This window comes from Pseudomonas sp. 50_B, from assembly GCF_017491625.1.
In the GTDB taxonomy this organism is placed as follows: domain Bacteria; phylum Pseudomonadota; class Gammaproteobacteria; order Pseudomonadales; family Pseudomonadaceae; genus Aquipseudomonas; species Aquipseudomonas danubii.
The window spans coordinates 1-4,882 of sequence record NZ_JAFGYX010000019.1 but is presented as its reverse complement, the minus strand read 5'-3'; the positions used below and the strand labels follow the sequence as shown (position 1 = coordinate 4,882).

General features: G+C 61.7%; 1 protein-coding gene. It reads left to right on the top strand.

The window, feature by feature from the left end; all coding sequences use genetic code 11:
- The coding region (locus J5M73_RS31905) for an Ig-like domain-containing protein (RefSeq protein WP_243433907.1) at window positions 1-4,882 on the top strand (4,882 nt) is incomplete at both ends.

Sequence of the window (4,882 nt, the reverse complement as noted above, 5' to 3'; positions counted from 1 at the left end):
CGGTATCAATGTGGTCAGCGGCGGTGTGGCTGCGGGCTTTCCGCAAAGCGTCACCACCGCCTTGGGCAACACCCTGACCATCACTGGCTACAACGCCGGAACCGGAGTCATCAGCTACAGCTACACCTTGCTGGACAACGAGGCCCACCCGAGCGCCAACGGTGCCAACGGCCTCAGCGAACAGTTCAATGTGGTGGCTACGGATGTGGATGGCAGCAGTGCCACCGGAACCCTGGACGTCAACGTTGTGGATGACCTGCCTAGTGCGGTCAACGACACTAATCCGACTACTGCCTCGGAAAGCCAGCTGACCCTGACCGGCAACGTGTTGACCAACGATGTACAAGGCGCGGATCGGGTGGTTTCCGGACCCGTCACTGCCGGTACGTTCACCGGCACCTACGGCACCCTGGTGCTCAATGCCAACGGTTCCTACACCTACACGCTGAACACTGCGGATGCCGACTTCAAAGCCCTGCGCGGCAATGGCAACGGCACAGAAACCTTCGCCTATACCGTCACTGACTCCGATGGCGACCCGAGCACAGCGAACCTGGTGCTGCAGATCCATAACAACGACGATCCGGTGACCTTGAACGGCCTTAACGTCAACGGTGGCGAGTTGACGGTCTATGAGAAAAACCTCAGCGATGGCAGCAGCCCGAATACCCCTGCGTTGACCCAGAGCGGCACGTTTACCGTGACGGCCCTGGACGGTCTGCAAACCCTGACCGTGGGCGGTATCAATGTGGTCAGCGGCGGTGTGGCTGCGGGCTTTCCGCAAAGCGTCACCACCGCCTTGGGCAACACCCTGACCATCACTGGCTACAACGCCGGAACCGGAGTCATCAGCTACAGCTACACCCTGCTGGACAATGAGGCCCACCCGAGCGCCAACGGTGCCAACGGCCTCAGCGAACAGTTCAATGTGGTGGCTACGGATGTGGATGGCAGCAGTGCCACCGGAACTCTGGATGTGAACGTGGTGGATGACCTGCCTAGTGCGGTCAACGACACTAATCCGACTACTGCCTCGGAAAGCCAGCTGACCCTGACCGGCAACGTGCTAACCAACGACACTCAAGGGGCAGACCGAGTGCCCAGCGGGCCAGTGACAGCCGGAACCTTTACGGGCACCTACGGCACCCTGGTGCTCAATGCCAATGGTTCCTACACCTACACGCTGAATACTGCGGATGCCGACTTCAAAGCCCTGCGCGGCAATGGCAACGGCACAGAAACCTTCGCCTATACCGTCACTGACTCCGATGGCGACCCGAGCACAGCGAACCTGGTGCTGCAGATCCATAACAACGATGACCCGGTGACTTTGAACGGTCTTAACGTCAACGGTGGCGAGTTGACGGTCTATGAGAAAAACCTCAGCGACGGCAGCAGCCCGGATACCCCTGCGTTGACCCAGAGCGGCACGTTTACCGTGACAGCCCTGGACGGTCTGCAAACCCTGACCGTGGGCGGCATCAATGTGGTCAGTGGCGGCGTGGCTGCGGGGTTCCCGCAAAGCGTCACCACTGCTTTGGGCAACACCCTGACCATCACCGGCTACAACGCCGGCACCGGAGTCATCAGCTACAGCTACACCTTGCTGGACAACGAAGCCCATCCAACGGCGCTGGGCGCCAATAGCATTGCTGAACAATTCAATGTGGTGGCCACCGATGGCGACGGCAGTACCGCGTCCGGGGTGATAGACGTCAACATCGTCGATGACCTGCCCGGCGCCGTGGCGGATACGGCCAACGGCACGGAAGGCGCCACCATCAATGTCAGTGTGCTGGGCAATGATGTGCTGGGCGCCGATGGTGAAGCCGTTGGTGGCGCGGTGGTCGGCGTGCGCGCCGGCAGCAATACCGCCACCTCGGCCATCGGCGGGCTGGGCAGCAGCATCGCCGGCACCTACGGCACCCTGACCCTGGATGCCGCCGGCAACGCGGTGTACCACAGTAATCCGAACTCGGTGAGCCCGCCCGGGGCCAGTGATGTCTTCACCTACACCATCCGCGACAGAGATGGTGATGAGAGCACCACCACCCTGACCATCAATGTCACTGACAGCGGCCTCAAGGCAGTGACCGATCAGGACGTCACTGTCTATGAAAAGGCCCTGGACCTGAATAAGGATGGTCAGGACCTGGCTGCTGGCACCGTGGCTGGTAGCGATCCGGGCTCCACCGCGGAAACCGCCAGCGGTACCTTGGTGGGCTCGGTCACCGGCGGCTCTGGAGGTATCACCTTCAGTCTGGTGGGCAGTGCCACGGGCAGCTACGGGCAGATTCTGCTCAACCCCAATGGCACCTACACCTACACCCTGACCTCAGCGCCGAAAACCACCCCCAACGCCAACGATGGCGCCAATACCTTGAGTGAGAGCTTCACCTACAAGGCCACCGATGCCCTGGGCAACAGCACCACCGGCAGCATCCTGGTGAGCATTGTCGATGATGTGCCCAAGGCAGTGGCCAGCGAGCGTTCGGTCACGGCGGTGGAGGTGGACTCCAACCTGCTGCTGGTGATCGATGTGTCGGGGAGCATGGCTGATCCTTCAGGTGTTTCCGGGCTGACGCGGCTGGGCCTGGCCAAGCAGGCCATCAGCGCCTTGCTCGACAAGTACGACGACATGGGGGATGTCAAAGTCCAGCTTGTCACTTTCAGCAGCTCCGCTACCGCCCAGACTCCGGTGTGGGTAGACGTGGCCACGGCCAAGGCAATTGTCGCCACGCTGGTGGCAGGAGGCGGGACCAACTACGACGCGGCGGTGGCGGCGGCGAAGCTGGCCTTTGTCACCAGTGGCCAGCTCAGTGGCGCGCAGAATGTCGGCTACTTCTTCTCCGACGGCGCACCGACCTCGGGTCAGGAAATCGGCACCGCGGACGAGACAGCCTGGAAAGCCTTCCTCGATGCCAATGGCATCAAGAACTATGCGATCGGCCTGGGCAGCGGGGTCAGCAATGGCAACCTCGATCCGCTGGCCTATGACGGCAGTACTCACGTCAACACCAATGCGGTGGTGGTCACCGACCTGAACCAGCTCAATTCGGTGCTGGCCGGTACGGTGCAAGGCTCTCCGGTCACCGGCAGTTTGCTGGGGGATGGCGGCAGCTTTGGTGCCGACGGCGGGTTCATCAAGTCGATCGTGGTGGATGGCGGAACCTACACCTACGACCCCAAAGGCAACAGCAACCAGGGCTCGCTGACCTTCAGCGGCACCACCAACAACGGGACCTTCAATACCGTCAACAACAGCATCAGCATTGCCACCAGCAATGGCGGCACCCTGGTGGTGAACCTCGATACCGGGGACTTCAGCTACAGCTCGCAAAAGGTCACAAACTCCGTAATCACCGAGACCTTCGGCTATACGGTGAGCGACAACGACGGTGACCTGGCGAGCTCGACTCTGGTGGTCAAGGTCAATCCCAATGCGCCACCGGTCGCCGGGGATGACCACATCATCACCAACGTGCTGTCCAGCAGTGTGGCGATTCCCGAGGATGTACTGCTGGCCAACGACAGTGACGTCAATGGTGATCCTCTGAATGCGGCGCCCACCACTTTCAACACCGGCTGGGCGGCCAAGGGCGCGGCGTTCACGGCGGCGAGTCAGCAGACCATCGGTTTTGCCGGGAATGGCAACAATGGCGCCAACCAGGCCATCACCATCGATCGCGCCTCGTTCAATGCCAACGCCGCGACCATGACCGCGGTGGTGCTGGTCAGCGGTTACCTGGGAGCTGTCACCAACGCCAATGCCAACGATGAGGACGTGATCACCGTCAATCTCAAACAGGGGGAGACCCTGAATCTGAATCACAATCTGGCCGCCGGCCGCGTCTCCATGGAATATGCCTTTAACGGTGGAGCCTACACGGCGATCGCTGATGGCGGCACCTTCACGGCGGCGGCGGATGGGCCTTACCAGATCCATATCGTCAACATCACCAACACCAGCGGCGGCAACACCACGGCAGCGGAAAACTATCAGCTGACCATGACCGTGAATTACTCCGGAGCGCAGAACGTCACCCCGGATTACCACGGCACCTACACCGCCAGTGATGGTCACGGTGGCAGCGATGTGGCGGCGGCGAGCATCTCCTACCAGGATGGCAACACCCTGACCGGCACTTCCGGTGACGATGTGCTGGTGGCGGGCAGTGGTAACAACATCCTCAATGGCGGCGATGGCAACGATGTGCTCACCGCAGGCTCGGGCAACAACACCCTGAATGGTGGCAGCGGCAATGACCTGCTGTTCAGCGGGCCGGGCAATGATCTGCTGGATGGCGGTGCGGGTGTCGATACCGCCAGTTACGCCCATGCCACGGCGGCAGTGACGGTCAACCTCGGCCTGGTGGGGGCGCAGAACACCCTGGGCGCGGGCACCGACACCCTGACTGGCATCGAGAACCTGGTGGGTTCCAACTACAACGACACCTTGACCGGCGATGGCAATGCCAACGTCATTACCGGCGGGCTGGGGAACGATGTGCTCAATGGCGGTGGTGGCGATGACCTGCTGATCGGCGGGATGGGCAACAACACCCTGACCGGAGGCGGCGGCAGCGATACCTTCCAGTGGCTGCAGGGTAACAATGGGCACGATGTGGTGACCGACTTTACGCCGGGCACCGACAAGCTGGACCTGTCGCAGTTGTTACAGGGAGAGAATGCGACTTCCGCTTCCCTGGATGACTACCTGCACTTCAAGGTCACTGGCAGTGGCGCGACCTTGGTCACCAGCATCGATGTCAGCGCGGTGGCAGGGGCGACGCCGACCCAGACCATTGACCTGGCAGGGGTCGACCTGGCCAGCCATTACGGAGTCACGCCAGGGGCGGGTGGGGTGATTGCCGGAGGGGCG